The sequence below is a fragment of the Paenarthrobacter sp. NPDC091669 genome (genome assembly GCF_044756725.1).
Taxonomy (GTDB): Bacteria; Actinomycetota; Actinomycetes; order Actinomycetales; family Micrococcaceae; genus Arthrobacter; species Arthrobacter bambusae_C.
Window position 1 is genome coordinate 154,580 of record NZ_JBIVTK010000001.1, and the last position, 25,409, is coordinate 179,988.

A 25,409-nucleotide genomic window follows, 5' to 3' on the forward strand; every position below is an offset into this window, starting at 1 on the left:
TGCAGGGGCCTTTTGCTGTCCGGCTAGGAGATCAAGCCGGCCAGGTCCGCAGCCGGGTCAACTGCTCCGTGAACCCGGCTTCGGGCAAGGGCCTGCCGAAGTAATACCCTTGGCCGCTGGCACAGCCGATGCTCCTGAGAGCCTCAGCCTCCTCGGCAGTTTCGATGCCTTCCCACACACCTTCCAGCCCGCAGGACCGGATGACGTCCTGGATGGCTGCCAGGAACACGAGTTGGGAGGGGTCCTTTCCGAGGTCCTTCACAAACTGCCGGTCCACTTTCACCCGGTCCACGGGCAGTTTCCGCAGGTAGCCCATGGACGAATATCCGGCACCGAAGTCATCGATTTCAAGTCCCACGCCAAGCCTGTGCAGGCTGGCCAGGGTATAGCGGTCCAGCTCATTGTTCTGGATGATGGCGCTCTCGGTCAGCTCAAGGACCAGCGATTCCGGGGACAGGCTTTCCTCTGCAAGGGCTTCGCTGACGTCGTCCACGAACTCCAGGCTCTGCAGGTCCGCGGCGGAGACATTGATGCGCATGGAGAAGTCATGCTGGGATGTGGCCGGGTTGTCGCGCCACTGCCGCAGCTGCCCTACGGCGGTGCGAAGGACCCACCTCCCCAGTTCCGCGATGAGTCCTGTAGCCTCGGCCACGGGTATGAACTGGTCCGGCATGATCAAGCCGTGCACAGGGTGGTTCCAGCGGACCAAAGCCTCGCAGCCTTCAATCCTTCCCGTGGCCAGTTCCACGATCGGCTGGTAGTTCAGGACCAGCTGGTCCGAACGGATGGCCTCGCGGAGTTCACCCACAATCTGCCGCTGGAGCTGCCGGGCGTGCAAGGTGGCGGGATCGAACACCCTGAGCTTGTTCCGCCCCTCGCTCTTGGATTCCTCCACAGCGATATCGGCTTCCTGGAGCAGGTCCTCGAGGGTGTGGTGTGGCTCTGCCGTCCGCAGTCCCATGCTTGCACCGCAGCGGACGCTGTTGTTCCCGAGATCGATGTTCGGTTCCAGCGCGGCCAGGATGCGGTTGCCGACGGCGGTGGCACTGTTTTGCGGGGTGGCGGGCAACAGCACCGCGTATTCGTCGGCACCCAGGCGGGTGACGACGTCGTTCTCCCGTACGGCCGACTGGATGCGCATCGCCACGGTGACCAGAACCTGGTCCGCCGCGGCAAGGCCGGCGGAGTTTTTCAATGCCTTGAAGCCGTCCAGGTTCACGAGAAGGAGCGCAGGTTGGGCGGAACCGTGGACCGCGGCGTTCCGTGCCGCAACGAAAGCATCCCCCAAGGCCAGGCGGTTGCCGAGCCCGGTGAGTGCATCAGTGAGCGCTTCGCGGCGCTGCTCATGCCGGACGTGGTGGAGTTCTTCCATGAGCGCCTGGACGTGCCGCTCAAGCATTTCGATGCGGGAGTCAGCGTCAGCGGGGACGAGTCGTCGGGGCTTGGTGCTGGTCACGATTCTTCCAGGCGTCGCAGCGTCGTATCGGCGACAGCCTGGGGCTTGGCTACGGGATTGCGGCGCTCGTCCAGGAACAGCCGGTAGGATGCGATGTCCATCCTGCCGTCGGGCTCCACCCTCTTGCCGGCGCGGTACACGTGGGTGATCCAGGAGCCGCCGAGGATGGCCTCGATCCAGGCGTCACATTCGGCCAGCGGGAGGTGGACGCGGGTCCCGGTGTTCCTGCGGTGACCGGCGATGGACACCGTGATGCAACTGCCCAGCAGGCCTTTGTCAGCTGTGAACCAGGCCAGACCTTCCACGTCGGCGACGATGGTCAGGTTGGCGTTCCCATCCTCCACCGATTGGACGGGACCCATCCGGACTGACCGGCGGTCCGCATTCAGGGACGTCGGCGTTCCGGCCATGTAGGGAGCGCTGGTGATGTTTTGCCGGAAGGCGGACAGCTCCTGGGTGTGCTGGATCTGGATCCTGGTGGTGAGTTCGTTGAAGGTCATGAGCGTGCCTCATCCGCGATAATGGCCGCCTGGTGGCGGTCAGCTCCTACAATCCGGTTTCTTCCTTGCGCTTTGGCGCTGTACAGGGCTGCGTCCGCCACCTCAATCATGAATTTCACGTCAGCACCGGCGGGAATGCTGGAGGTGACTCCATAGCTGATGGTGGGAAATGCGACGCCCTCGGGCGCCGGGGTGGCTGCCATCCGGCGGCTGATTTCGGCTGCGATGTCCTCAGCCCGGTCCTGCGTGGCACCGGGCAGGAACAGGATAAATTCCTCACCGCCGTAACGGCCGATGAGATCAGTGGACCTGACCGAGGCTCCGCAGGCTTCGGCGAAGGCCTGGAGTGCCTTGTCCCCGGCCCCGTGGCCGAATTCGTCGTTGACGGCCTTGAAATGGTCAAGGTCAGCAAGGACTATGGCTGCGCCGGATCCTGCGGACTGCAGGCGGTGGAGCTCCGTGGTGGCCATGTCCAGGAAGGTTCCCCGGTTGAGGAGGCCGGTCAGGTGGTCGCGGTCGGCCCGTTCCTTCAGTCCCTTGATGAGTTGGTCGCTGGTGAGCGCGGTCATGCTGAAGGACACGGTGACCAGGAGCACCATGGATATCAGGGCCGAAGGCGCAGGTCCAAAGTAGGTGGTGAACGTTGGGCTTGATGGGCCTTCAAGCGCAAAAACCAGCCACCTGCCCAGGTAATAGCCGGCCAGCAGACCTGCCGCGACGGACAATGCTTTGTGGACCTGGGAGTGCGAGGACTTGATGAACCACAGGTCGTAGGCGGCCAAGGCAATGCCCGCGGTCATCATCGCCAGATAGACGAAACCTCCGGACCACACATTGGTCCCGGGACTATCCAGGACGGACGCGACGGCGGTGACGGCGGGACCGATGGCCAACTGCCATGGTGCCGCTTTCCGGTCCCGAAGGGTCTTTGCGCCTGCCCACACGCTGAACGCTCCGGCCACCACCAGGATGTTGCCCACGGGGTTGGCCCATTGCTGGTGAGGGGTGCCGTTGAGCAGGAAAGCTGCGTTGCCCACCATGAATTCCAACAGGGCCAGGCTCCACCAGCCTGCATAGGGTGAGCGGGTGCGTTGGAACGAGATACAGAACAGCACCAAGAGCGTCACCGTGACCACGCCTAAACCAACCCGTACCGAGAAAGCATCGAGCACCGTGTCCAACCCCCTCAGCTGGTCATCCTGCGGCTTTGACATCAGTGTGGCGAGGCTTACTCAACCCCACTGCGGCATTTGCTCAAGATTTGCTCAAGATCAGGCGTGGTTCCAACGGGCGGCAGAATCGGGTGTTCCTCACCCAACCCAGTGCCCGTCGTCGTGGTATTCAGTCTCCAGCCCGTGCGGCGTCTTCTCCCACTTATGCGGGCTGGTGAGCATCTGCCAGGCCGCCCGCCAGGCCGCCACCGAGTGCAGCACCCAATAGAACGGGTTGAGAAGGGCGAAGATCGCGATCCTCCATCCGTGCCGGCGGAGGGTGGCCACGCCGGAGACGATGATCATCATGGCGTTGCCGAACAGCATGGACACCACGCCGCCTGCCAACAGCCATTCGGGCAGGACCAGGCCAACAATGTCATAGCCGATGTATGTGACCACGGTGAAGCCCACCACCAGCGGATAGGCCAGGAACGCCAACGGGGTGCCCAGGATCAGGCCAAGGAACCCGACGGCGCCGGCAATCCCTGTGCTCTTGATGTAGCGCACCGTGTTCCGGGTGTTGACGGCAGAGGTGACCATGTAGCCCTTGATCCAGCGGGTGCGTTGCTTGATCCACGCCGGCACCTGTGAGCATGCTTCTTCCCACGTGGTGGAGTTGATGACGCCCACGCGGTATCCGTCCACGGCGGCCCGGAGCCCCAGGTCAGCGTCCTCGGTCACGTTCCATGGATCCCACGCGCCGACTTCCTTCAGCAGCGGGGTCACAAAGTGGTTTGAAGTCCCACCCAGCGGCAGCGGGATCCCTGAGTTATCCAGGCCTGGGAGCATCGAGTCGAACCAGTGCGTGTATTCGATGGTGAACATCCGGGTCAGGACGTTCTGGTCGGCATTGAAGTAGTTCAGTGCAGCCTGGACGCAGATCAGCGGTTTGCGGTCCGGGTTGAGGTGTTCCCGTTCAAAGGCGTCCTGCTTGAACGCGGCGATGGAAGCACGCAGCTGGCCGGGCTCAGGACGGTCCTCGGCATCGTAAATGACCACGTACTCGCCGCGGGCGAACGTCAGCCCGTAGTTGCAGGCCCTTGGCTTGGTCTGCGGATCGCCCTTGGGCACGATGAGGATCCGGACGTATTCCGGTGGCCGCGAAGCCTTCGCGGCGGCGATGGTCTCGGCGTCGTCTTCTTCCAGGAGGACCAGGACATCCAGCTTTGACCGTGGGTAGTCCAGTTGGCCCAGGTTGGTCAACAATTTGTCGATGATGTTCGCTTCCCTGAACACCGGAACCAGGATCGTATAGATGGGCAAGTCGCCGTCGGGAACCCGTTCCTCCGCCAAGGGAGGCAGTCCGCGGGTCGCCCGTTCCTTGTCCCTGGCTTTGGCCACCGCGGCGTCATGCATCCGGTCGAAGGGGCTGCGGAGACTGGCGAGCGTCTTGAAGCCGATGCTCACCAGGAAGACGACGTTTGCTGCGGCCAGCAGGACGATCAAAGCCGTCAGCGGAGAGAGCACGAACGCAGTGATTAATCCCGTGAGCAGGACCACCGGGAGGTAGCGCTGCCATGGAGTCAGGGCGGTACGTGCGGACTCGCCGGGCCGCTCTTCGGCCAGGCGCTCGGCGGATTCGTAGAGGAGGTGGCGGCGGAAGGACCGCTGAATGGATTGGTTGATGTCCCAGTCGGTGGTGGTACGAAACTCAACCGATGCGGCGCCGAAAAGACGCGCCGCTTCCTCTGCGATGGCTGTGGACGGAGCCACCGCAGTAGCCACCGTCAGCACGTCACCGTCCATCTTCCATGGCAGCCACTGCGGCTCGCCCACGTCGCTGTACCCGAGCACCTCCATCAGCTGGTCATCCACCGGATCAGCCACCAGGTCCACCAGAGGCGCGTCCCAATGCTGCGCCAGGACTTCATAAATCCGACGGCGGTCCAGCCCGGCTTCCAGGATCAGGTGCCGGCCCAGCAGCCCGCCTTCGCTCGCCGCGCGATCCAGCGCACGCTGCAGCTGTTCCGGGGTGACGAGCCCCGCCGCAAGCAGTGTCTGGCCGATCGATTGCCGGTTGAGCGTGGAGTCCGCCAAGCGTGAAGGGGATGTCATCAGTGGGAGGACCTTTCATAGATCCGGTGGGTTGGAGTCGAGAAAGCCACGGAGTAGCGGACAGTGAACGACGGGTTAGCCACGATCGCCTGGTACACCAGATCCGTGGGCCCTGAGTCCCGTGCTCCCGTTCCGGCTTCAACGTTGACGAACACCCACTGCGCGTACTTTGCAGGGTCCTCCAGCGCCGGACCGAAGTAGTCTCCGGAGGCCCGGTTGTAGATCTCCTTAAGGGGAATGCCCATGACAGGAAGCACTGCGTTGCCCCGGGCGCTCTCATCCATCAGGATTCCGCCGGACTCGTAGTGCTCGTTGAGCCAGCGCGCCGCGGCCGTGGAGTTAGTGGTGGACTCCGCTGACATCCGCCCCTCCGCCAGGACGGCGAGCCGACCCGTGGGATCCTCAGCCCACCACAGGTTCTGCACCACGAGTCCTGTCAGCAACGCGCCGATCAGCACGGGTTTGATGCGGGCCGGGCGGGTGAACTCCTCCACCACCACGGCTGCCAGGATGGCCACCAGGGGCAGTGCCGTCAGCGCAAAGCGGTTGTTCCACCACGTTGACGGCAGCGAATGGTCGTTGTTGATGGCCGTCTGCCCCAGAAAGAGGCTCAGGACCGCAAAAGCATACGCACTGCCTGTCACCGCGACCAGCAGGGTGCTGTTGGCAAAGCCCCGCCTGAAGACCAGCACGACGGCGCCGCATGCCGCCAGCGCGAGGACCACCGCGCCAACTGTCTCCAGCAGCGACCAATGGAAAGTAGTCAGCGTGAGTCCCAAGTTGCCCTTGGTAGGCAACAGGCCGCCGTCGGTAATGTTCTTCTGCTGCGCGTACGCGGAGTATTGCCCGAACATGAACTCCAGCGGATTGCCGTAGATGGCCCAGTTGTAGGAGATCCACCAGAGGACAGCTGCGGCCGGGATCATCACATAACCACCGGCCATGACGAATGCCTCCCGCCACGCCCCCGTGCGGCGCTTGGCAACAATGAGCACGAAGAGGGTCCCGGTCATGACCAGCGCCCAGCCTTCATACCGTGACAGCACTGCCGCGGCCGACGGAATGCCGGCGAAGACGGCCAGCTCTCCGGCACTCATTCGACGGCGGCTGGTGGCCCAATGCGCCAAGCCGGCCATGCCGCCCACAATGCACATGATGAGCACCGGCTCGGTCAGCGCCGTGGTGTAGACGTACAGGACTGCCGGATTCGCGAGGACCACCAGTGTGGTGGCGAGCCGCCCGGCCCTGCCCAATCCGAGGCGGGCTGCGATCAAGTACAGGCCAGTGGCGGTGGCGGACAACGACAGGATCCCCAGGATTCCGGCAGCCCAACCCGTACTGAACAACCACATGTTCAGCACGAACGGAGCCAGCAACAGGTGCGGCATGGGCAGCCAGACGGTGCCCAGCTGCTCAAAGCCGGGCGCCTTGCTGTCGAAGATCCGCCGGGCGATGGTCAGGTGGCTCTGGGCATCCGAATAGTCCAGGTTGGTGCCATGACCGACCGTGTACAGGCAGGCAAGGTACCCCACCACCAGTGAAAGCACCGCCACGATCCTGGTGCCGGGAACCTTGCGCCCCACCACGGGTGCACCGAGCCGCGCCCAGCCGTGCCGGATCAACTGTGCGAGCGATCGCAGCAGCGCCAGCGTCGGAGCGGGATGCCGGTGGGCTGCCCGCGGCCGGGTGGCGACGTTAGTTGCCATGATCCGGATTGGTCGCCGCCTGTTCAGCATCCACGTATGCCCGTGCTGCCCGGGCACGACGCCGCAGGAGCACTGTCCGGGCAGCGAACGCCAGACCCAGCACCACCACTGCCCCGCCGATCCACCAGGCATAGGGACGGTAGTCATCGGTCACGGCCTTCTGCGGGACCACCACATTGCTCTCCAGCAGGACCGGAGTTCCCGACGGCTGTGTCACCAGGAGGTTCCGGGACAGCGATGCCCAGCCGCCTTCAACAGCACCGACATGGGAGGCCAATGAAGACTGGAGCGTGGACGCGGCTGCCGCGTCATTTTCCGGTGCCCACGCACCAAGGAGCAGCAGATTCCGGCCGCCCTGCTCAAAAGCCTCCAACACGCCGTACGGAGCCGAGGCACCCACGCCGTATTCGACGTCGTCGGGCGAGATGGTGCGGAACTCCGCCAACCGCAGCGGAGCGGACAGCTTATTGGCGACGTCGGCGGTGGCACCCACCACCAGCCCGGACTCGCTGGAACCGGCCAGGGCGTCGAGGCCCACCACGCGGGTGTCCAACAAGGAAGCACTGTCACGCTGCAGGGAAGCCAGCAGCGTCGCCGCGTTGACGGTGTTGGCTTGGGCGTTGCCATCGCCGAACGCCACCGGAACGCTCTGTCCGAAAGCCTGGGGGAACCGTTCGAAGCCGGCTTTCGCGGATCCGCCACGGACGGCGGTGAGGGTGCTGCCCGCGGTATCCAGGGTGACTTCCATGGGCATGACGCCCGCGGGCCCGGTGCAATCGCCGCCTGCCGGAAGGGCCGCCAGCCGGATCCGAAGGCCGTTCCTTGACTGAAGCTGGCCCGCTGGAACCTCTGCATCCACCGTGAAGGTGTCGCCGCCGTCGAGGTTCCTGGAACTGAGCAGGTAGTCATTCCAGAAGACCGAGAGCTGCGCCTGGGCGTTGTCCGGGACAGCCGTGTGTGTGCCCTTGAGCTGGACTTTCACCGAGGAAACCGGGCCGCCGAACTGCGACTGGGTGACGCCAACATAGGATTCCGGGGTGCCGTAGCCGGAGAGTTTGAGGGTGCTGCTGCCCAGATCCTTGAGGCTCTGGACCAGGCCGGGTGCGGCCGGCAGCGCCGAGGTCAGGCCGGTCACGGAAGAGGTCACGGCCAGCGCGGTTTTGTCGCTGGCAAGCGCGCGCGCTGCGGTGCGGAGCTTTTCGTCGTGGCCGCTGAGGATGAGCTGCGGGAGGCCGGCCGCGGTGGCCAGTTTGGTGGCGGTTTCGCCCTGGTCGGTGATGACGCTGAGGATCCGGCTCCCGGCGGGGAGGTTGGCAACCCGCGCCACCAGTTCGGCTTCCGGAACCACTGCAACGGCGGCCTCCGGGTAGCGCTGGGCCATGGCGGCCGAGGCGGTCATGATGGCGGCGGAAACATCCGCGCCGGGATCCTCGGGGACGGGAAGCACGACGGCGGGCACGGACGCCGGGAAGAACTCGCCCACTGTGGTGGGAGCCTTCGCGGTCCCGCTGAAGTCGACTGTCATGTTGTTCAGGGTTGCCGTGGCGTTGGAGACCACGCACATGGTCCGGGTTACCGGGATGAACTGCAGCCCCACTGTGAGCTGCTGGCCAAGAACGTCGGCATTGCTGACTGCTTCGTCCAGGGGAACGGTGGCTGCTGCGTCCGCTTCGAGGATGACCCGGCCGTTGACCGTTGCCCGGACCGTGCCCTCGGGTTTCCCCGAGACCGCGATGGTCCCCTTCACCCGGGTGGGTTCCAAACCTGCAGTCACGGGCACCACTATCATCTGCTCAGCCTGGCCGGCGAGCGCTGAAACACTGGAGGTTGCCCGTACAGCCGATCCCTGGCCCGAAGGGGTGACTGCCGGAGTGGCGTCTGACGGCGAGGCAGAGGCAGGTGCCGCGGCAACTCCCAACGCACTGACGGTGGCCAGTGCAAGCGTGGCGGCGCAGGCGAGCATGATCCGGACCGGATGAGGGAGGGTTTGAGGGCGCGGGCGTAACCGGGCAGGGGTTTGAGGCACGATGTCAGTCCTGGGTAACTAGCAGCGAATGAGTCCGTCGGCCGTTGTGGGCCAACCTCATAGACACTGCCGAACGGAACTCAAGGCGCCTTGCTGCGTTGGCTCAAGATTTGATCAAGTCCACATGGCCCACGTCGCCTGACCTGCGGTGATAATGGACCATGTGGATCGGCTGGGTTGAATTCGATGTCCTTTTGGGCGACGTCCATAGCCTCAAAGAGAAGCGCTCCATGGTCCGGCCCCTCGTCGCCGAGCTCAAACGCCGCTTCGACGTGTCAGCTGCGGAGACCGGGTTCCAGGACCAGCATCGGCGCGCACTGATTGGAGCCGCATTGGTGGCCCCGGATCACGCCCACCTGCAGCAAGTGCTCGACGCCGTTGAACGGTTCGTGGCTGCCCGGCCGGAGTTTGAGTTGCTCAGTGCGCGGCAACGGGAACTGCACAGCGAGGACTAGCGGAGCCTAGTACCCGATAACTGCCAGTCGGGTGGAATCCAGGTGCGCATCGATGGCTTGGTGCGCTGCGTCGAGGCTTCTGCTGCGGAGCGCGTCCACGATCAATTGGTGTTCGCGGAGGACGTCTCCGGCACGATCCGTTCCCTGGGTGACGGCTTTGACGCCGATCCTGAGTTGTTTTTGCCGGAGTGAGGCGTAGAAGTCGGCGAGGACGGGATTGCCGCCTGCACGGACCATGAGGGTGTGGAACTCCGTATCGAGCTCAATGAACCTGGCGGGATCATCCCGGGCTTCCCGCTGCTGGTCAATGACGCGCTGGAAGGCATCGATCTGGGCATCAAGCATGGTTTCCACGGCAGAGACGGCCCACTTTTCCACCACCGACCTCGCTTGCAGAATGGCGCGGACATCGGGGTCGGAGATGGGTGGCACATAGGCGCCCTTGTGCGGGATCCGCTTGACGAATCCCTCAGCTTCGAGGCGCAACAGGGCTTCACGGACGGGCGTTCGTGAGGTCCCCGTGGTCTTGGCCAGGACTCCCTCGTTCAGGAAAGTTTCTTCCTCGCGAGGGAGGGCTGCGATGTAGCTTTTCATCCACTGGTAGGCCACTTCTGGCTGCGACTGTGCAGTGGGGGTCATCTGGATCATGCAGAGCCTTTCTCGCGTAGCCCAGTATACGAGTTGCATTCAAGACTGTTCGGGACGTTCCTGAAAACTTCTTCTTCAAATATAGACAGGTTGTATACAACTCGTCTACAGTGTTGTTCAGTGACTCCGCTCACGCATCGGAAATACCCCAATTTTCCTGGGATACGCGGCCCGATTCACCGGAAGCTCCGCAGTTCCCAATCGCAAAGGATCCCCACAATGACCGATTTGAAGAAAGCAGAACTGAGGCAACAGAAGCACTCCAGCTTGCCTGTGGTGGCTGCTTCGAGCCTGGCCGGCACGGCCGTCGAATGGTACGACTTCTTCCTCTATGGCACTGCCGCGGCGCTGGTATTCAACAAGCTCTACTTCCCCACCGACGATCCCCTGGTGGGCACCATGCTGGCACTCGGGACGTTCGCGGCTGGTTTCCTGGCCCGTCCGATCGGCGCCATAGTCCTGGGGCACTTGGGCGACAAACACGGCCGGCGCGCCACTTTGGTTGCCAGCTTGATGCTCATGGGTGTCGCCACCACCCTCATCGCTTTCATCCCGTCGTACGCAGCGATCGGCCTCGCAGCACCCCTGCTCCTCCTTCTGCTCCGCTTGATCCAGGGATTTGCCTTGGGCGGCGAGTGGGGTGGCGCCGTCCTCCTCGTCTCCGAACACAGCAATGAGAGCGCACGGCGCGCGTTCTGGGCATCATGGCCCAACATGGGACCGCCCCTGGGCAACCTGATGGCTGCCGGTGTCCTGGCCATCCTCGCCGCCACCATGCCGGAGAGCGAGTTCCTGGCATGGGGCTGGCGCATCGCGTTCGGTTTGTCTGCCCTGCTGGTGGTCATTGGCCTCGTCCTGCGGCTCTACGTGCAGGAAACCCCGTTGTTCAAGGAAGCACAGCGGAAGCGCGAAGCCGAAGGCAACAAGGAACGGAAGATGCCGCTCACCATCCTGTTCCGCCGCAACTGGCGCGAGATCCTCATCGCCACCGGCAGCCGGATGGGCGAAAACGCAGGCTTCTACATTTATTCGCTGTTCATCATTACCTACGTCACCCAGATCATGGGGCTGCAGAGGCAGACGGGCCTCACGGCCGTCATGATCGGGCAGGGCGTGGCCGTCGTCGCCATTCCCATCCTGGCTCTGTACGCGGACAAGGTGGGCCGGAAACCCATCCTGATCGGAGCGTCGATTGCCACCATGGTGTGGGCCTTCGCGTTCTTCGCCCTGCTCAATACCGGACAGACCTGGGGAATCATCGCGGCTGCCGTGGGCGGCCTGCTGATCTTCGCCGCGTACAGCTCGGTCATCGGTGCCTTCTTCTCCGAACTCTTCCCCACCGACGTCCGGTACAGCGGCACCTCAGTGGCCTACAACCTGGCATCACTGATCGCCGGGTCGTTGTCACCGATCATTGCCCTGGCCCTCTACAGCGCTTTCGGCACCGGCTATGCAATCGGCATCTACCTGGCCGCCATGGGTCTGATCTCCATGGTCTCGGTGATGTTTGCCAAGGAAACCAAGGGCCTTCGCCTCAGCGACCTGGACAACGAATCACACGGCACCCCGGCAAAGGAAAAAGCATGAAAATCGCACTCGTCCAGGTAGCCAGCCCGGACTCCGAAACCCGCGAAGACCGCATCCAGCGCGTCGAAGCCATCCTTCGGGGCATCAACGGCGCCGAATTGATCGTCCTGCCGGAGCTGTGGAGCGCAGGCTACTTCCACTTCGACGAATACGAGGCCTTGGCAGAGAAGCTCACCGGCCCCACGGTAACCATGTGCTCACGGGTAGCCAAAGACCTGGGCGTCTACCTTCATCTCGGCAGCATCATCGAGGCGGGCGACGACGGCCGGCTCAGCAACACCTCCATTTTGCTGGGCCCTGATGGCAACGTGGTCCACACGTATCGGAAGATCCATGTGTTCGGCTACCAGTCCAAAGAGGCGAGCCTGCTGACAGCCGGGTCCTCGCTTCCCGTGGTTCGCCTGCCCTTTGGGGCGGTTGCAGGCATCACCTGCTACGACCTCCGCTTCCCGGGATTGTGGATGGAGTTGAGCGACCGTGGCGCAGGGATCGTGATCGTTCCCGCGGCCTGGCCGGCGGCCCGGCGTGAACACTGGCGCCTGCTCACCACGGCCAGGGCACTGGAGCACCAGATCTTCGTGATCGCCTGCAACGCGGCAGGCACGCAGGAAGGTGTGGACCTCGGAGGGCACAGCCGGGTGGTGGACCCCGCCGGCAACGTCCTGGCCGAAGCGGACGACGCGGAATCAGTGCTGCTGGTGGACATCGATCCCCTTCAGGTCCAGGCGGTCCGCAGCGAGTTCCCCGTCATCGGAGACCGCCTTGCCGCCTACGACACACTCACCGTTTAGAACCAACACCGTTGAGAAGCACTCAAGGAGACGGAATGGAAACAGCAAGGCAAGTCCCCCTCACCTTCCGGGTAGTGGGCACAGAGAAGACCATCGTGGTCACGGATTTCCACGGAGTGGTGGCCGGTTACACAGGCCGGGATCCGAAAGCAGTCCAGCACCACATCGATGAACTGGCAGCCATCGGGGTGGCTCCACCGCCAGAGGTCCCCATGTTCTATCGGATGGACTCGGATCTGTTCGACACGGCGGGCGAGCATGACACCTCGGAGAACCTGACCTCCGGTGAGATTGAGCCTCTCTATATCCGCCACAACGGTCAGTACTACCTCGGGATCGGCTCGGACCACACGGACCGGGACATTGAAGCCCGGGACATCGGAGACTCCAAGCGTGCCTGTCCCAAGCCTGTCGCCGCTGAGGTCATCGCCGTCGAATCGCTGGAAGACCTTGACCTCGACCAGTGCACCGCACGCACCTGGGTTGACGGAAACCTGTACCAGGAAGGTTCGCTGAGCGGCCTGCGCAAGCCGGCCGACGTCGTCGAGCGCCTTCTGGACCGTACCGACATCGGCGACGCCGACTTCATGTGCCTTGGCGGCACCCTGCCGTTGCTGGATGGAAAGTTCGTGGATGGAACTTCCTGGAAGTTGGAGCTCTCGTTCCCGAATGGGACCACCATTGAACATAACTACAAAATCAAGAAAGGCTCACTTCGATGAGAACCGGTAAGCAGTATTTGAAGTCCCTGAACGACGGCCGGACAGTGATCCTCGATGGCGAGGTAGTCGGCAACGTCCTGGAACACCCGGCCTTCGCGAAGGTTGCCCGGACCATGTCCGAGCTGTTCGACATCGCAGCCGATCCCGCCAACGGAATGCAGTTCCACTCCGAGGAGATCGACGGACCGGCCAACCGGACCTTTGCCGCTCCCCGCACGCAGGAGGAACTCGTCCTGCGGCGCCAGGCAATCGAAAAGTGGGCCAAGCACACGCACGGCTGGGTAGGCCGCAGCCCTGACCACGTGGGGACCTTCTTCGCAGCGTTCGGTTCCCACCCGGACGTCTTCAAGAATGAGGAACGTGACTTCGCCGGGAACGTGGAGCGGTACTACAAGAAGGTCTTGTCCGAAAACCTGTACCTTTCCTACGCGATCATTCCCCCGCAGGTTTCCCGGGCAACCACAGCGTCCGGTTGGGAAGGCGAATACCTGCAGGTCGGCGTCGTGCGTGAAACCGAGGAGGGCATTGTTGTCCGCGGCTCACAGATGCTTGCCACAGGCGCCGCGATCGCGGACGAAGTCTTCGTCACCTGCATCAAGCCCCTGGGCCCGGACGACGTGGACTTCGCCGTCAGCTTCGCCATCCCCGTAGCCACCGACGGCCTGAAGCTCTACTGCCGCCGCCCGTTCGCCCCGGCCGCGACCAGCGATTTCGACTACCCGCTGACCAGCCACTACGACGAACCCGATGCGCTTGTGGTCTTCGATGACGTGCTCATTCCCTGGGACCGCGTGTTCATCAACCGGAACATCGACACCTTGCGCCGCCAGTTCTTCGACACCGGCGCCCACGCACTGGGTAACTGGCAGGCCCAGATCCGGTTCTCCACCAAGCTGAAGTTCATCGCCTCAGTGGCCCGCAAAGTAACGCAGGTGAACGGCACGGACAAGATCCCCGGCGTCCAGGAGAAGCTCGGCGAACTCGCCGCAATCGTACAGTCCGTTGAATCGGCGGTTCTCGCCGCGGAATACACGGCAACAACGGACGACGCCGGCATGAGGGTTCCCGGAAAGAGCGCCCTGTACGGGGCTATGGGCTTGCAGTCCGAAACCTACCCCCGTGTGATCTCGATCCTCAGGGACCTGGTGGGCGGCGGCGTCCTGCAGTTGCCGTCCAGCGTTGCCGACATGACCAGCAGCGTGACCCGCCCGGACATGGAACGCTACGTCCAGTCGCCCGGCGTCACCAGCGAGGAGCGCGTCAAACTCTTCAAACTGGCCTGGGACATCATCGGTTCCGAGTTCGCCGGCCGCCACCAGCAGTACGAAATGTTCTACGCCGGTGCGCCCTTCGTGGTCCGGGGCGCCTACACCTACCGGAACTACGGCTATGACGCGCTGGTGGCCGAGTTGGACACGTTCCTGGGCTCCTACGGCATCGACGGCACCACCGCATCGGAGGGGATCTGACCATGGCAAAGCCCGAATTCGAGTTCACCCCCGTATCGTCGGTGGACTTCGCACCCTGTACCCCGCACATCGAGGGCCTCTCCGAAGCGATCCTTGCCCGGGATTCGGACAACGACAGCGTCACCCGGATCCTCAAGTTCGAGCCCGGAACGGACACGTCCCCCAACGGCGTCCTCACCCACGATTTCTGGGAAGAGGTGTTTATCTTCGAGGGTTCATTCGTGGACCAACGCCTCGGCAGGACCTTCAAGGCCGGTGACTGGGCCACCCGTCCGCCGGGCATGGAACACGGACCGTGGGTCTCGGAGAATGGCGCAAAGATGTTCGAAGTCCGGTACTACACGGATCCAGCACCAGCGGAGCGGAGCAACTGACATGAGCCTGGCACCAGCCTTCACCATCCCCGACGCCATGGGGATGCGCCGCGCCATGGGCCGTTTCCTCACCGGCGTCGCCGTGGTCACCACCCAGCACGAGGACGAGCAATACGGTATGACCATCAGCTCGCTGACGTCCATCAGCCTGGAACCACCCATCCTGATGATCTCGCTGAACTTCGGCACCCGCACCGGCGAGGCGTTGCTGGAGAGCGGCAAGTTCGCGGTTTCCATCCTCGGCGCTAAACAGGAGTCCGTGGCCCGGCGGTTCGCCGTCCGCGGCGGGGACCGCTTCGGCGACGGCGACTTCGACATCACCGACAACGGCCTGCCGGTCATCAAGGGCGCCCTCGCCCAGGCGGACTGCAGCGTGGTGCAGCAGTACGACGTCGGCGATCACCAGGTCTTCTTCGGCCAGGTCACCACGTGCCGGGACCGGGACGGCGAGGTGCTGGCGTTCAAGGCGGGACGTTTCGGCTCGTTCAGCGACTTTGGCCATGCCGAGATCCCCTGGATGTTCTGAGGAGCAGTGCTTAAAGAGGCGGTGCCGGGCTCAACGAGTCCGGCACCGCCTCTTTGTTGCTTCCCCCTACGCGATGGTCAGCTCACCCATGCGGTCCCAGCCGCTGCCCTCGAACTGCCGGCTGATGATGTGGGGCGTCTCCACGAGGGCCTGCGGCATGTCCGCCATGGCCTTCTTGAAGTGGGCGCTGTTGACGTGGGCTTCGGCGGCATCGTCCTGGAAGGCTTCCACCAACACGAACTCGTTGGGGTTATCCACACTGCGGGACCAGTCGAACCACAGGTTGCCGGGCTCAGCGCGGGTTGCTTCGGTGAAGTCTCCCACGAGGTCCAGCCAGCGCTCGGACCAGTCGGGCTTGACGTTGAACTTGACCACAATGAAGATCACGGGCTGCTGCCTTTCGTTGCACTACAGAATCCTTTCCATCCTGACAGAGTTTTTGTACAGGAAATGCCCTTAACCGGCCTTCTAAAGGGCGGGAGCTGTACAAAAACTCGACGGCGGCCCGCACCTTAAGGTGAGGACCGCCGTCGAACGCTGTTTTTAGCTTGGTTGTACTACTTCGGGACGCTTACTTCGACGTGCCCTGCGAAACGGAACCCTGCAGCTGTCGCTGGAAGATCACGTAGACAATGAGCACCGGAATGACGGTGACGCTGACGGCTGCGAACAGCGCGCCGTAATCCACTGCGTAGCCCATCTGGCCGGCGAAGGCCGCGAGTTCCTGGGAAAGGACGCGCGGTCCGGCGGCGTTGATGGACACCGGAATCAGGAACTGGTTCCAGAGGCCCAGGAAGTTGAAGATGGCAACCGAGGCGAGGCCCGGCTTGGCCATCGGCAACATGACCTGGAAGAACGTCCGCCACTCCCCCGCGCCGTCAAGGGCTGCTGCTTCGGTGATTTCGTGCGGCAGGGACTTGAAGAAGGAGAAGAGGAAGAACACCGTGAACGGAAGCGCGAAGCCCACGTACACCAGGATCAGGCCCGGCAAGGTGTTCAGCAGTCCCATGTTCTTCAGCACGAAGAACAACGGCACCATGGCGAGGAAGATCGGGAACGTCAGCCCGGCGAGCATCAGGTAGTAGATGGCCCGGCTGCCACGGAACGTGTACCGGGCCAGGACGTAGGCACACATGGCACCGAGGACCATGACAATGACCAGCGCTGCCGCCACTACGACGATCGAGTTCAGGAAGGCGCTGCCGATGCCGGCGTCGCTCCAGGCCTTGACGTAGTTGTCCAGCTTCCATTCACCGGGCAAAGCGAACGGTGAAGCAAAGATCTCGCTGGACGTCTTGAACGAGGACATGAACGTCCACAGGAGCGGCAGGATAACGATCAGGGTCCAGATGGTCAGCGCGGTGTGGGACACCGCTCCCACCACTTTGTCGCCCTTGGTGGTTGCCGGGGTCCGGGGCTGGAAGTGCAGTGACTTCATTTCCGGCGTTGAGACTTTGGTACTCATTACAGGCTCACATCCTTATCGCCGCCGGTGAGCCGGTTGACCAGGAACACCAAACCGGAGAAGATCAGCGTGGCAACCGCCAGCACAACGCCCATGGCACTTGCAAGGCCGAACTGGCCCTTGCTGAAGGCAGTGAAGAACAGCTGCTGTGCCATGACCAGCGTGGAGTTGTCCGGGCCACCGCCGGAATTCAGCGCAGCCATGTAGACGAACGCATCCAAAGCCAGGATGCCCATGTAGATGTAGGCGGTCTGGATGTTGTCGCGGATCAGCGGGATGGTGATGGACATTGCGGTGCGGAAGCGGCCCGCGCCGTCGATCCTGGCAGCTTCGAAAAGCTCCGCAGGAATGCCCTTGATGCCGGCCACGAACAGGACCATGTAGAAGCCGACAAAGCCCCACACGATCACGAACATGGTGGCGATCATGGCGGTGTTCTTATCACCCAGCCAGGCGAAGTCCTTGAACTGGTCCAGGCCCATCCCGGTGAGGATGCCGTTCAGCAGTCCACCGGAGGGATCGTAGATCTGCCCCCACATGATGCCAATGGCTACTGCGGGAATGGTGTACGGGAAGAACGAGACCACGCGGTAGAAGCTGGAATTGCGCAAACCCTTGATCTGGCCTTTGCTGCTTCCACCCACTGTCACCAGCGAGGCAAGCACCAAACTCAGGATGATGGTGATGATCGGGAGGAAGATCACCAGGACGATGTTGTTGGACATCGCCTTCATGAAGATGTCGTCGGTAAAGATCTTCACATAGTTTTCAAGGCCGATGAAGTTCTGGTTCGGCGAAAAACCGGACCAGTCCGTCAGCGAATATCCGAAGGCCTGGATGAACGGCCAAATGACGAACAAGAGGTAGATCGCCAACGGCAGTCCGAGGAAGACCCCAAAGAAACTGACCTTGTCCCACGTCAACGGCTTCCGCCGCCGCTTAATCACTTGCGGTGGAGCCGGCGCCGGAACGACGGCGGCCAGGCCGTCGTCGTTCCGGCTCTGCTGAGTTTTCACTGAGGTCACTTCACTTCGATCTTCTTGACCGAGCTGTCGTTGCGGACCTTGTCGGTGATGTTCTGGAGTGCGGAGGTGAGGGTTGCAACGTCAGACTTGCCGTCCAGGAAGGTGTTCCAAACCACCAGCTGGTCCTTGTTGGTGCCGTAGAGATCGATGAAGTTCCAGGTGTAGATATTCTCGCCGGCGTCACTGAGCATCTTCGTTTGCGAAACCAAGGCTGTGGACCCGAAACCATCGGCCGGAACGGTGTCCTTGACGATCGTGGGCGCGAGCTTGGTTTTGGCGAAGTTGGTAGCCGCTTCCTTGGAGAGCATGATCCGGAGCAGTTCCTTGCCTCCGGCGGCGTTCTTGCCCTGGCTCGGAACGATGAACGGCTCGCCTGCAGCGCTGTGGAGTGCTGTCTGCGGCATCTTGGGGCTTGCACTCACGGACGGGGCCGGAGCGCCCATCATGTTGAAGCCGGCCTTGGTCTGGTCCTTCATTTCGTTTTCGATCCAGGAACCCGAGGGGTAGAACACAGCCTCCTGGGCGTTGCTCCACTGTGCCTGGGCGGCCGTGAACTGGGTGCCGGAACCGCCGGGCTTGAAGAAGCCGGCCTTGACGATCTTGTCAAGGGCCGTGAAGACGGACTGGATGGCCGGGTGCGACCAGCAATCGGCCTTGAGGTTCTCCAGGGCGAGGCGAACGTCGTCGCCGCCTTCCTTGATAGCGGAGGCGATGGCCAGTTCCTGGTAGTACGTGGCCGCTTCCTTGCCCCAGACGAAGAGGTACTTGCCCTTGGCCTTGGCCTGCTCGCCCAGTGCGTACATCTCATCCCAGGTCTTGGGAACGGTCCAGCCGTTCTCCTTGAGGAGGGAATCCGAATACCACACGGCAAAGACGGTCAGGACGTAGTTCAGTGCGGCAAGCTTGCCGTCAAAAGTGCCCGGAGCCAGTACGCCTGTGTACAGGGTGTCCTTAATGACCTTGCCCTCAAGGTTCTTGGCCTCCACAACGCTGGTGAGGTCTTCAAGCTGGGCAAGGATGGTGCTGAAGCCGATCGCCTTCGCGCCGGAGTTGTCGATCAGGTCCGGCGGGTTGCCACCGACGAAGCGCGGCTGGAGTTCCTGGGCGATGTCCGTGGACGGGGAAATCTTGGCGGTGGAGCCCTCATGTGTCTTCTCGAAGATCTTGCCGGCGAACTCGACGTAGTCGATCCCGTAGCCACCCTTGAAGATCACGGCGTCGAGGGCGGCCTTGTCTGCCATGCCGAACGGGTTGGTCTCGGAGACGGTGCCCGTGGGGCCGGTGGTTGTGGTGCCGCCACCTGCGGCGCATGAAGCAATGGTTCCCCCCATGGGCACGAGCACGGCTGCAGCGAGTGCTCCGCGCAGGAATCCACGGCGACCGACGGACTGGTGCTGAACGTTCATTTCTAAACCCTCCAGTGACTCGTAGTGTCGACTGTTGCGGCGGAAAGCCGTTCAGTCAGACAGTCTGGGTTGGCGCTCTGGCAGCACCAACCTTCTGTGACATAATTCACCACGAATGATCGAAAATCAATATTTCGCGGCAGTTTCGATCAACATTTGTCAAAGCGTGATCTTTCTACGGGCCTTCGGCGAGGGCCTTTCCGCACTCCGTGATGGCCTCCCTGGCCAAAGCCTTCTGCCCCTCGGATCCCAGTCGTTCCGCCCATTGTTCGGCCAATTGGAACTCCACCATGGCCTCCGTGAGCCGCTTTTTACCGCTCAGAAACGTGCCGAGGCCAACGTGCAAAGCAATCATCCAGCGCTTGGTCCGCTCATCACGGGCTGTCGAGGCATATTCGAGGGCACTTCGCATCCACACCTCGGCGTGCGCGGCATCCGCGAGGGAGAGCATGTGCAATGCATCGACGGCCAGGAATTCCTCACCAAGGTGGTCCGCCAACTCGGCAGCCTGCTCCAGGAGGGGAACGGCCATGGCGGGATGTCCGCCGGCATTCAAAACCCGCCCGCGCTCCAAGAGGATGCGCACGCCCACGGTGGGCTCGTCGTCGTCGATGTCATCCAGAAGTGCATCGGCTTCCTCAAAGCGGCCTTGCAAACTGATGGCCCGCCCAAGCTGCGTTGCCAACTCAGCACGTTCATCGGCGTCGTACATTTCCTCGATCATCGCGGCGCGGAATCTGGCTTCCGAGGCTGCAGGATCGCGAAAGTTCCAAAGGTGGTCCAGTGTCTTCTGATCCAGCATCAAACCGCTCCTGACCAGCCCGTAGCTGAGGTCTTTAGGTATGCAGTATCAATCTAGCCCCATGTCAGCGCCGTGGGGAGGGTGCACGCGGGCGTGTCAGTTGCCCTGCGGTTTTGCGAGCCGGGCCCAGCCCAGTTGCTCCTGCTGCTTGCGGCTCAACGTTGCCACCACCAGGTCATAGGAGTCCTCCACCATGTCCCGCACCATGGCGTCGGACAGGGCACCATCCAGGCGGACACCGTTCCAATGGGTCTTGTTCATGTGCCAGGCACCCGTGATTTCGGGGTTCGCCGCCCTGAGCTGCTCCGCCAATGCGGGCTCGCACTTGAGGCTCACGGACCAGTTGTCCGGATCCATCGTGGAAAGGGCAAACATCTTCGCCTCGTGGCGGGCACCCCCGGCGACGGCGGCCCGCACCTTGAACACGGACGTCTCAGGTCCGAACGGGAAGTCTTCAAAGGCGCCTGGAAAGCCCAGGCAGATGTCGCGGAGGGTGGAAACGTCCATGGAGCGAGCCTACTGGCGCTCCGGACGCGAGGCCACGTCCAAGCCAGTGCCTATGCCTATCTACACGCCAGCGCCTACGCCACGCCCAGGAAGTCCTCCAGCAGCACCACTTCCAGCCCCGCAGCCAACTGGGCCGCACGGAAAGCAGCGAGGTCGGCGGCGAATTCGGCACGGAAATGCATGAGCACAATGTCCCCCGGACGCAGGGAGTTCCCCACCTGATAGTCCATCTTCCCCGCGTTGGCTTTGGCTTCCCAGGTGACAATCGCCGTCATGCCCGACGCCGCCACGGCCTGCCGCATCACGTTGGAGTAGGCCCCTCCAGGCGGCCGGAACAGCGTGGGACGGCGGCCGTAGTGCTGGAACGCGTACTCCTGCATCCCCACCATGTCGTTGACCTGCTGCTGGTAACCCCACTGCCGGACCATGTTGATGTTGTGCGTAACCGTATGGTTCTCAATCAGGCTGCCTTGGCTTTTGAAGGCGTTGAAGAAAGCCGGGTTGTCCGCCACGGTGTCCTTGGTGAGGAACAGTGACGCGGGGTAGTCGTACTCCGCCATCAGCTGCACGGATTCCTGCGTCTTGATGTTGCCGTCATCGATGGTCAGGAACACCACCGGGTGCTTGGTCGCGATCTTGCTGATCACTGGCGCCAAGCCGCCCACGATCGGCGGGAGTTGATAGTCCGGAATGAAGGTGCGCCGGATCCGCTTGGTGGGAGTTGGCGTCGGGGTTGGCGTCGACGCCGGCGAAGCGGACGACGTCGGAACCTCGCCTCCGACGCCCAGTGCACCGTTCTGGCCCGGCACCTCAGGCGACCCGGCCGCACCAGTGGGCGTCAGCGCCGGCGTCGAACTTTCCGCTGCTGTACAGGCTGTCAGGCCGGCCACCACGGAAGCGCCGAAGATGCCGAAAGCGGCCCGCCTGCTGGGACTGGAAAATGGCACCGCAGAATGGCCGCCGAACATGGCTGTCCCCCAAGACTCAAGAAATGATTCAGCTGAAATCTAACAGAGGAATCGGGCCTGGAATCACAAGCCGTAGTGCCAGCCTTCGCGTGCCGGGCAGGAGTTCACTACCACTTCGAGGCCCGCGTCCTTGGCACGCTGGGTAGCTTCGTCGTCGAATACGCCCAATTGGAGCCACACAGCCTTGGCGCCGATCGCAATCGCCTGGTCGATCACCGCGCCAACTCGCTGGGAGTTGACGAAGCACTCAACAACGTCGATGGGATGCTTGGCTGCCGGAATGTCCGCCAGCGTTGGGTACCCTTTCTCGCCGTGCACGTCCTCGCCCTTGATATTGACGGGAATGATTTCCATGCCCATGGTGTCCCTGACATAGAGCGAGACCTCATACGCGGAACGCCATTGGTTGGTGCTGAGGCCCACGATGGCCCACGTGCCTTTTGTTCGCATCAAGCGTTCCACGACGGCAGGATCGTTGACATGCATCATGCCCCCAGACTACCCGCCCACCGGTGGGCATCCTGGCCGAATATGCTGCATCTGTACCAGGCGGCAGGTGTTTAGCGGTGACCCTGCTTCAGCCACTTCTTCCACTTGTCCATCACGGGCTGGAGCTGTTCGTCGGTGCGCTTGTCAGACAGCGGCGGAAGCAGCGCTCCTTGCTTGCTGCCGAGCCCGGGCTTTGCCGGTTTTCCGGTGTCGGCTTTTGACGCTTCAGGCTTAGGGGCATCTGCGCCCTGGCGCCGGAGCTGGTTCCCCTGGGCCTGCGGCTCCTGGGCTGCGCCGTCAAGTGATTTGTTCGGCTTGGCAGTTCTTGGTTGGGCGGCGCTTGCGTCGGCAGCGCCCGGCTGCGCAGCGAAGGTGTCAGCAGGCACGGCGTCAGCGGGCTTCGGTGTTGGCACTGCCGGGGCGGCATCGGGTGCCTGTGCCTGTGCCTGTGCCTGTGCCACATTATCGGCGGTAGCAGGCGCGGGCACGGGGATGGATGAAGCATCCGAGGCAGGTGGAATCGCCGCGGGGTCTGCAGCAGGTGCCGGTTCCGTGGTGACCCGGGGAGCGTCATTCGATGGCAGTTCGGGTGCCGCGACTGATGGTCGGGGGTGGAAGTTGCTGATGAGCTGGTCAATGAAGGAAGGGTTCCGGGTGAATCCCGAGCTGGCCGCAGCGACGCCGCTCACCCCAAGTCCCATTGCAGCCACTACCGCGATGCTGACCACCGCGGTCCGGTGCTGGTGACGCCAGCGGCGCTTGGACAGTTCATCGTGCGGGCCGGCGATCATGGCAGCAAGTTCCGGGCTGGGAGCGGGAGCCGGAAGGTTGGCAAAGGTACCCAGCGAAACCAGCGTTTGGCGGACGTCTGAGGCGTCGGCGAGTCCGGCGTCGAGCAGTAGCTCGTCCACGATCGCTTCGCGTTCTGTTTGCCTGGATGTCATGGCGACACATATTCCTTTACTGCCGAATGCTCACGGAGCGTAATGAGGGCCCGGCGCTGTAATTGCTTGACTGCGCCAGCAGTTTTCCCCATGATGTCGGCTACCTGTTCAACCGTCAGGCCGGCCACGAGGCGGAGATGCAGGACCTCCCGTTGTTCGTCACCCAGGTTGTCCAGGAGCGCCGCAACCTCATATGGCGCCAGCCTGGACAAAGCTTCGGCCTCCGCAGAGCTCGATTCGCGTGTGTCCCGTTCGGGCTCGAATTCTTGCTGTATCGGCGCCCTGTTTTGTTTCCGGTGCTCATCCACCATGCGTGCGTGGGCCACCGAGAAGATGAAAGTCCGCAAGCCATGGACGCCACCGCTGAGATCATCGAGCCGCGGCAACACTGCCAGGAACACGTCCTGCGTACTTGCTTCAGGATCGGGCACGCCTTTGGCCGTCAGGTATCCGAGAACCTGGCCCGCGTAGGCCTGGTAGACGGCGCTGAACAGTTCCGCGGTATTGCCCTTGAGCGCATGAAGCGCTTCGTCGGTCAATGCGTCGGTCACAATTGTGGGACTTTCGATCGGCGGCAGGTCCGTGGCTTTTCAGCCAGGTCACCCGCGTTGAACGAGGGACAACCACACCAAGGGTATCTGCTCTGCCGGGCCATCCCCAGGGAGGACCCGCTTGTCCGGATAACTGCTTTGGACAAACTCCCCCGGACAAGGAAGAGCCGAGCTGGAACATGATGGGGGACAAATTCCAGCTCGGCCCTTTCACAGACGTAATCGACCACGGACACCAAAGGGTTACGCAGGGTACAAAGTTTTTTGAAAACTTTTTGAGGGCGGCTGTAACTGCTCCCCCGTGGTTCACGTTCTGGAGGGTCGGTGTCCGGGGAGTGGCGGGGCTTTGGATTGGTAGCTGTGTCCGGTGGGTGTGCTGATGTGCAGGGTGTGGGTGTCTGCTGACAGGGTTTCTGCGGGCAGGGGGGTGGCGGTCCAGCCGGGGTTTTCTTTGGTGTGGTTGCAGGCTTCGCAGAGTCCTGCGGCGTTGTCCAGGGTGGTGGTGCCGCCTAAGTGCCAGGGCACGATGTGGTCGATGTGCCGGATGGGCGCGTCGCAGTAAGGCGTCCGGCAGGTATGGTCCCGGGCTTGAATGAATCGCCGGTGTCGGTGGGGGAAGAGCCGGGCTTTGGAGTCCATCGCCAACAAATCACCACTTTGGGGCGCGGTGTAGAGCCGCCGGACCCAGACCGCGAAGTCCTGGTCCTGCTCTGCCGCGGCGTTTGTCCCGGCCCGGGCGTGGGGCTCTTCTGCACGGATGAGGGTTCTGGCCCACTCCGCCGGGACGATGCCGTAGCCGTGGAGCCGGGCGGGTTCGGAGTCGCTTTGGAACAGGGTCCGGTCGGTCATGACGAGCTGGAGTTCAACCCCGGCGACCCCGCCCGGGGTGCCGGTGATGCGTTCGGTCAGGGTGTCGGCCATGACTTGGCCACGGCCACGGGGATCACCACTGGAACGGGCGGCATCAGCGGCCCGGGTCAACGCGGCATAGGCTGCGACGCCTTGGGCGACCGGGAGCAGCGCGGTCAGGTAGGTCATGGTGTCCGGCGCCGGTCTCAGACTCACGGTCCGTTCCGTCGCGGCGTGGCTGGCCCGCCGCGCCACGGACCGTGGATCACGCCGGTACGCGGCAGCTTTCACGGCGGCGACCAGGGCCCGGTCACCAACACCGTCGAACGTCCCGGTATCAGGGGCGAGTTCTTCATCCACCGCAGCCCGGTCCTCCACCGACAAACACGCTGTTTCCTTCACCAACAGCGTGGCCCGCCATTCGTTGAGCAGGCCTTTGTTCAACGCCGCCAGGGTCCGCGGCATCTCCGTCACCAGGGCTTTGGCCAGCCCCAACAACCTCGAGCCACGGTTGGGTGATTCCCGCCGCGCCAACGCCACCTGCGCCCCGACGCCCTTGCCACGCTCCGCCGCCGGCACCCCGGCCTCGGCCTGCTCAGCCCGCTGCGCCAGATCAAACGCCACAGCAATCTGCGCCTGCAACCCGGAAATAGCTGACTTCATCTCCTCCAGCACCCGCAACTGCCCAATCAGATCGCCACTGATGGTGCCGGCCCGAGCCACCCCTTGAGACAAAGCAAGAAGCGGCGCAGCAGACAACGCCGCCGACTTCGCTTGCCCTTCCCGGATCTGCTTCATGCCCCAACTCTCGCAGGAGGCACTGACATTATTAGCCCCTCCAGAACCCAGGGCCCGAGCCACCCCGAACCAGCCT

The 25,409-nt window shown here is 63.1% G+C and carries 25 protein-coding genes; 7 read left to right on the forward strand and 18 right to left on the reverse strand.

Annotation, left to right across the window (positions count from 1 at the left end; all coding sequences use genetic code 11):
* Positions 1 to 31: 31 nt before the first annotated feature.
* The 6 genes from ACIQLI_RS00695 to ACIQLI_RS00720 form a co-directional block, all read right to left on the reverse strand.
* Positions 32 to 1,456 carry a putative bifunctional diguanylate cyclase/phosphodiesterase gene (locus tag ACIQLI_RS00695; protein ID WP_400383950.1) on the reverse strand — a complete coding sequence of 475 codons (1,425 nt, stop codon included), beginning with the start codon at positions 1,454 to 1,456 and terminating at the stop codon, positions 32 to 34.
* Positions 1,453 to 1,956, reverse strand: coding sequence for a hypothetical protein (locus tag ACIQLI_RS00700; protein WP_354228973.1), 504 nt, complete (start codon positions 1,954 to 1,956; stop codon positions 1,453 to 1,455). The genes ACIQLI_RS00695 and ACIQLI_RS00700 overlap by 4 nt, the downstream gene beginning before the upstream one ends.
* Positions 1,953 to 3,170, reverse strand: a complete 1,218-nt coding sequence (locus tag ACIQLI_RS00705) for a GGDEF domain-containing protein (RefSeq protein WP_400383953.1) — start codon at positions 3,168 to 3,170, stop codon at positions 1,953 to 1,955. The genes ACIQLI_RS00700 and ACIQLI_RS00705 overlap by 4 nt, the downstream gene beginning before the upstream one ends.
* 96 nt (positions 3,171 to 3,266) lie before the next feature.
* Positions 3,267 to 5,225 carry a glycosyltransferase gene (locus tag ACIQLI_RS00710; protein ID WP_400383955.1) on the reverse strand — a complete coding sequence of 653 codons (1,959 nt, stop codon included), beginning with the start codon at positions 5,223 to 5,225 and terminating at the stop codon, positions 3,267 to 3,269.
* A complete protein-coding gene (locus ACIQLI_RS00715; protein WP_400383957.1) occupies positions 5,225 to 6,931 on the reverse strand; it encodes an ArnT family glycosyltransferase in 1,707 nt (568 codons plus the stop codon). Before ACIQLI_RS00715 ends, ACIQLI_RS00710 begins: the two co-directional genes overlap by 1 nt.
* A complete protein-coding gene (locus tag ACIQLI_RS00720) occupies positions 6,921 to 8,957 on the reverse strand; it encodes a cellulose biosynthesis cyclic di-GMP-binding regulatory protein BcsB (RefSeq protein WP_400383959.1) in 2,037 nt (678 codons plus the stop codon). The genes ACIQLI_RS00715 and ACIQLI_RS00720 overlap by 11 nt, the downstream gene beginning before the upstream one ends.
* Before the next feature lie 161 nt (positions 8,958 to 9,118).
* Here ACIQLI_RS00720 and ACIQLI_RS00725 point away from each other — a divergent pair, with 161 nt between their 5' ends.
* Positions 9,119 to 9,412, forward strand: a complete 294-nt coding sequence (locus ACIQLI_RS00725) for a DUF503 domain-containing protein (RefSeq protein WP_400383962.1) — start codon at positions 9,119 to 9,121, stop codon at positions 9,410 to 9,412.
* 6 nt (positions 9,413 to 9,418) lie between these two features.
* Here the strand turns inward: ACIQLI_RS00725 and ACIQLI_RS00730 are convergent, their stop codons facing one another.
* On the reverse strand, positions 9,419 to 10,060 hold the full coding sequence (locus ACIQLI_RS00730) for a GntR family transcriptional regulator (RefSeq protein WP_400383964.1): 642 nt from the start codon (positions 10,058 to 10,060) through the stop codon (positions 9,419 to 9,421).
* A 219-nt stretch (positions 10,061 to 10,279) separates the two neighbouring features.
* Here ACIQLI_RS00730 and ACIQLI_RS00735 point away from each other — a divergent pair, with 219 nt between their 5' ends.
* Genes ACIQLI_RS00735 through ACIQLI_RS00760 form a run of 6 tightly spaced genes read left to right on the forward strand, consistent with a single transcriptional unit; the run spans position 10,280 to position 15,529 of the window.
* Entirely contained in the window at positions 10,280 to 11,647 is a 1,368-nt protein-coding gene (locus ACIQLI_RS00735) for an MFS transporter (RefSeq protein WP_400383967.1), read from the forward strand.
* Entirely contained in the window at positions 11,644 to 12,438 is a 795-nt protein-coding gene (locus ACIQLI_RS00740) for a carbon-nitrogen family hydrolase (RefSeq protein WP_400383970.1), read from the forward strand. Before ACIQLI_RS00735 ends, ACIQLI_RS00740 begins: the two co-directional genes overlap by 4 nt.
* Before the next feature lie 35 nt (positions 12,439 to 12,473).
* Positions 12,474 to 13,160: a DUF2848 family protein gene (locus tag ACIQLI_RS00745; protein ID WP_400383972.1), complete on the forward strand. Its 687-nt coding sequence runs from the start codon at positions 12,474 to 12,476 to the stop codon at positions 13,158 to 13,160.
* On the forward strand, positions 13,157 to 14,629 hold the full coding sequence (locus ACIQLI_RS00750) for a 4-hydroxyphenylacetate 3-hydroxylase family protein (protein WP_400383975.1): 1,473 nt from the start codon (positions 13,157 to 13,159) through the stop codon (positions 14,627 to 14,629). The genes ACIQLI_RS00745 and ACIQLI_RS00750 overlap by 4 nt, the downstream gene beginning before the upstream one ends.
* 2 nt (positions 14,630 to 14,631) lie before the next feature.
* Positions 14,632 to 15,003, forward strand: a complete 372-nt coding sequence (locus tag ACIQLI_RS00755; RefSeq protein ID WP_172324323.1) for a cupin domain-containing protein — start codon at positions 14,632 to 14,634, stop codon at positions 15,001 to 15,003.
* 1 nt (position 15,004) lies between these two features.
* A complete protein-coding gene (locus ACIQLI_RS00760; protein WP_311211378.1) occupies positions 15,005 to 15,529 on the forward strand; it encodes a flavin reductase family protein in 525 nt (174 codons plus the stop codon).
* Between the two features lie 66 nt (positions 15,530 to 15,595).
* Here ACIQLI_RS00760 and ACIQLI_RS00765 read toward each other — a convergent pair whose 3' ends face one another.
* From ACIQLI_RS00765 to ACIQLI_RS00815, 11 genes are all read right to left on the reverse strand, one after another.
* Positions 15,596 to 15,916 carry a putative quinol monooxygenase gene (locus tag ACIQLI_RS00765; protein ID WP_354228947.1) on the reverse strand — a complete coding sequence of 107 codons (321 nt, stop codon included), beginning with the start codon at positions 15,914 to 15,916 and terminating at the stop codon, positions 15,596 to 15,598.
* Between the two features lie 184 nt (positions 15,917 to 16,100).
* Positions 16,101 to 16,994, reverse strand: coding sequence for a carbohydrate ABC transporter permease (locus tag ACIQLI_RS00770; protein ID WP_172324320.1), 894 nt, complete (start codon positions 16,992 to 16,994; stop codon positions 16,101 to 16,103).
* A complete protein-coding gene (locus ACIQLI_RS00775) occupies positions 16,994 to 18,010 on the reverse strand; it encodes a carbohydrate ABC transporter permease (RefSeq protein ID WP_400383980.1) in 1,017 nt (338 codons plus the stop codon). Before ACIQLI_RS00775 ends, ACIQLI_RS00770 begins: the two co-directional genes overlap by 1 nt.
* Positions 18,011 to 18,015: 5 nt before the next feature.
* Positions 18,016 to 19,425 (reverse strand): N-acetylglucosamine/diacetylchitobiose ABC transporter substrate-binding protein, encoded by a 1,410-nt coding sequence (gene ngcE, locus ACIQLI_RS00780; protein WP_354228942.1) that lies wholly within the window; start codon positions 19,423 to 19,425, stop codon positions 18,016 to 18,018.
* Positions 19,426 to 19,600: 175 nt separating this feature from the next.
* On the reverse strand, positions 19,601 to 20,227 hold the full coding sequence (locus ACIQLI_RS00785) for a hypothetical protein (RefSeq protein ID WP_354228940.1): 627 nt from the start codon (positions 20,225 to 20,227) through the stop codon (positions 19,601 to 19,603).
* Between the two features lie 96 nt (positions 20,228 to 20,323).
* Entirely contained in the window at positions 20,324 to 20,734 is a 411-nt protein-coding gene (locus tag ACIQLI_RS00790; protein ID WP_089593574.1) for an MmcQ/YjbR family DNA-binding protein, read from the reverse strand.
* 74 nt (positions 20,735 to 20,808) lie between these two features.
* Positions 20,809 to 21,702, reverse strand: coding sequence for a polysaccharide deacetylase family protein (locus ACIQLI_RS00795; RefSeq protein WP_400383985.1), 894 nt, complete (start codon positions 21,700 to 21,702; stop codon positions 20,809 to 20,811).
* 63 nt (positions 21,703 to 21,765) lie between these two features.
* Complete coding sequence (locus ACIQLI_RS00800; protein ID WP_354228933.1) at positions 21,766 to 22,191, reverse strand: CoA-binding protein; 426 nt, start codon at positions 22,189 to 22,191, stop codon at positions 21,766 to 21,768.
* A gap of 71 nt (positions 22,192 to 22,262) precedes the next feature.
* Positions 22,263 to 23,135 carry a hypothetical protein gene (locus ACIQLI_RS00805; protein WP_400383988.1) on the reverse strand — a complete coding sequence of 291 codons (873 nt, stop codon included), beginning with the start codon at positions 23,133 to 23,135 and terminating at the stop codon, positions 22,263 to 22,265.
* Positions 23,132 to 23,686 (reverse strand): RNA polymerase sigma factor, encoded by a 555-nt coding sequence (locus ACIQLI_RS00810; RefSeq protein ID WP_400383991.1) that lies wholly within the window; start codon positions 23,684 to 23,686, stop codon positions 23,132 to 23,134. Before ACIQLI_RS00810 ends, ACIQLI_RS00805 begins: the two co-directional genes overlap by 4 nt.
* A gap of 306 nt (positions 23,687 to 23,992) precedes the next feature.
* Positions 23,993 to 25,333, reverse strand: coding sequence for an HNH endonuclease (locus tag ACIQLI_RS00815; RefSeq protein WP_400383994.1), 1,341 nt, complete (start codon positions 25,331 to 25,333; stop codon positions 23,993 to 23,995).
* Positions 25,334 to 25,409: the final 76 nt, after the last annotated feature.